At 42.3% G+C, this 2,513-nt stretch carries 3 protein-coding genes; all 3 read left to right on the top strand.

The features are described from left to right. Positions 1-496: 496 nt before the first annotated feature. The 3 genes from EII41_RS13365 (at position 497) to EII41_RS13360 (ending at position 2,456) form a co-directional block, all read left to right on the top strand. On the top strand, positions 497-1,213 hold the full coding sequence (locus EII41_RS13365) for a DNA-binding domain-containing protein (protein WP_124790978.1): 717 nt from the start codon (positions 497-499) through the stop codon (positions 1,211-1,213). A 472-nt stretch (positions 1,214-1,685) separates the two neighbouring features. Further along, positions 1,686-1,832: a hypothetical protein gene (locus tag EII41_RS14215; protein WP_014224782.1), complete on the top strand. Its 147-nt coding sequence runs from the start codon at positions 1,686-1,688 to the stop codon at positions 1,830-1,832. Positions 1,833-1,913: 81 nt separating this feature from the next. Beyond that, a complete protein-coding gene (locus EII41_RS13360; protein WP_260425600.1) occupies positions 1,914-2,456 on the top strand; it encodes a radical SAM protein in 543 nt (180 codons plus the stop codon). The last annotated feature ends 57 nt before the right edge of the window (positions 2,457-2,513 follow it).

Here is a 2,513-nt window from a genome sequence, read left to right as displayed (position 1 = left end):
CATCTTTACGATGATTTATGCTTCCACATCTTGGACAATCCATAGTTTTTTTCAGCAAAGATAATAGTACTATATAAATTTAACAATACCAAATTCTTTTACTGTATGCCATGCTGCCAATCTACGAAAGCGAGAATGATCTTGTATTGGCTGAGTGTGACCACAAGCTGCTGCGGATTATGCGACTGATGGGCATATGCGTACAACAGCTTGGAGAAGGAATAGAATATTTGGGCTCTCAAACGATCCCCATCTATGCTACACGTGATGGATTAGTTGACTTCTTCTATAAAAATCAATCACTCATGCGTCCTTGCACCACTGTATCTGCCTGAATATACACAAAAGTGTAATTTTTGACCAAATACGAAAAAATTACACTTTTGTGTAATGCCTGTAAAAAAGAAAGCATATAGCTTTGCACTTGTGCTAATAAAAATAAATGAATAAATAACCTGCTTTGCGTTATGTGAAGCGCTAAAAAACGGAAAAGCTTATGAACAAATTGAATGCATGGTTGAGACCCAACCTACTGACCTCAGACAAGAGCGATTACATGGCTGTACCCGTCACGAACGGCAGCCTGACCGTCGCCGACATCGTTAAACTCCTTCAGGCCGAAGGCATGGAAATCAAAGCCGAAACAGCGACAGACATCATCACGCGCTTCAACCGCAAAGCGGCCGAATGTGTGACGGGAGGCTTCTGCGTAAACACCGGATTGGTCTACATGCGTCCCGTGATCAAGGGCGTCTTCTACGACCGTACGTGGGACGATGCGCGTAACAGCGTCTATGTAGCCATGAATCAGGGCGCCGAACTGCGCCGTGCCATTGCCGAGACAAAGGTCGAAATCCTCGGCGAACAGGCCGATATGATCGCCATCTACACCCTGACGGATATGACGACCGGCAAAACCGACGGCTCACTGACCCGCGGACGCAATGCCGAACTCAAAGGCTCGTACCTGAAAATCACAGGCGACGACCCGGCCGTGGGCATCACCTTCCGCAATGTCGACACCGCCGCCGAAGTGAAACTCGCTCCGACCGACCTTGTTATCAACGAGCCCTCGCGTCTGCTCATCTTCGTACCTGCCACACTCGATGCCGGCACCTACGAACTGACCGTTACGACGCAGTATACCGGAGGAAGCACTCAGCTCAAATCGCCCCGCTCGGTCATATTCTCGGAGGCAGTCGTCATCGCCTGATTAAAATCCGGTTTCCAGTGGGGGTGCGTTAGTACTACTACTAACGAGGTATTAGTACTACTACTAACGATGCATTAGTAACGGTACTAACGGGGTATTAGTAAACGTACTCATTCCCCTCCGCCGGAAGAGACAACTTAACGGCCGTAGCCGTAATGCAATAAAAAAAGCCTTCCCTCGCCAGGAAAGCGAAACAAACGAGAAACAGCTTACACGATGTATCACCAACAAGCAAGAAAAGGCGCTGCAAAGATAGTCGAAACAAGGCAATATGCAAGCCCGACGTGATCGGGACGTAAAGCGTATCGCACTGAAGCTGCCCCAAACGAAGCAGAGTAGTGAGAAAGGCAGTGCAGTAAGTTCTCTACCGGAGACGGATCCTGATAACATCTCTTCGGAAAACTGTATGAAACAAGAGACGCGGATTTCGAAAAGCGAAACGAGTAGAAGTGGAAATTAAAATGTAAATGACATGGAAGAAATAAAATTTATCATTGAAAGTCAAGATGTCTTAAAAGAAGAAATGGCCTCAATCTTTGGAGGATCTGCGGATGCTCCTCCTGTAATTCATTGTAATAGTAATGGAATCGTTAATATTCCTCCTACTAAAGAGAATTAGTAACATGTTATAATTAGATTAGTGACGGGCTTGTGGCCTTTTACTTCAAGCCCGTTCTCTATTTTAACGGTTTTTGTCAATATGATCTGGTCAAAATACAATTATCTATATAAATCCAAGCAATATGGAAAGTGCTTTTTATATAATTCAAGAACGAACTCATTCATATCCCTCTCTCCGTCTCTATTTAAACAATTAAGTGTAATTAAAAAATCACATCAACAAGAACTAGCTATAGATGCACTAGAAGATGATATAAAGAGAAAACTTATTAAAGCAAAAGTTTTTAGCAGTAAATTTGAAGATGAGAGTTTTATTACACAAAAAAAACTCATAAAATATAATCAGAGTTTTCAAGAAAAAGAATTAGGCATTGTTTTATTACCGACTTTTGCGTGTAACTTTCAATGTCCTTACTGTTATGAATCAAATCTTCCCTCTGTATTTATGGACGAAGAGACAGAGGATCAGATCATTCAATTTATAAAAAAGAACAAGGGATCAGATAGGCTTCATTTGTGTTGGCATGGCGGTGAACCTTTACTTGCATTTAAAAATATAAAACGTATCTTAGAGAAAATAGAATCAGAAGGTACTATAAAGATTAAAAAGGGTCTGTGTTGAATCGTGTGGGTAACCCATAAATCAGGATCCGGAAAAAAGTTGTATAATTGCATTCAT

The organism is Tannerella forsythia, from assembly GCF_003860135.1.
Lineage (GTDB): Bacteria > Bacteroidota > Bacteroidia > Bacteroidales > Tannerellaceae > Tannerella > Tannerella forsythia_A.
This window is presented reverse-complemented; position numbering and strand designations above follow the sequence as displayed.

Coding starts and splice junctions, on each gene's coding strand:
- EII41_RS13365 (WP_124790978.1), top strand. CDS start 497: ATGAACAAATTGAATGCATGGTTGAGACCCAACCTACTGACCTCAGAC.
- EII41_RS14215 (WP_014224782.1), top strand. CDS start 1,686: ATGGAAGAAATAAAATTTATCATTGAAAGTCAAGATGTCTTAAAAGAA.
- EII41_RS13360 (WP_260425600.1), top strand. CDS start 1,914: ATGATCTGGTCAAAATACAATTATCTATATAAATCCAAGCAATATGGA.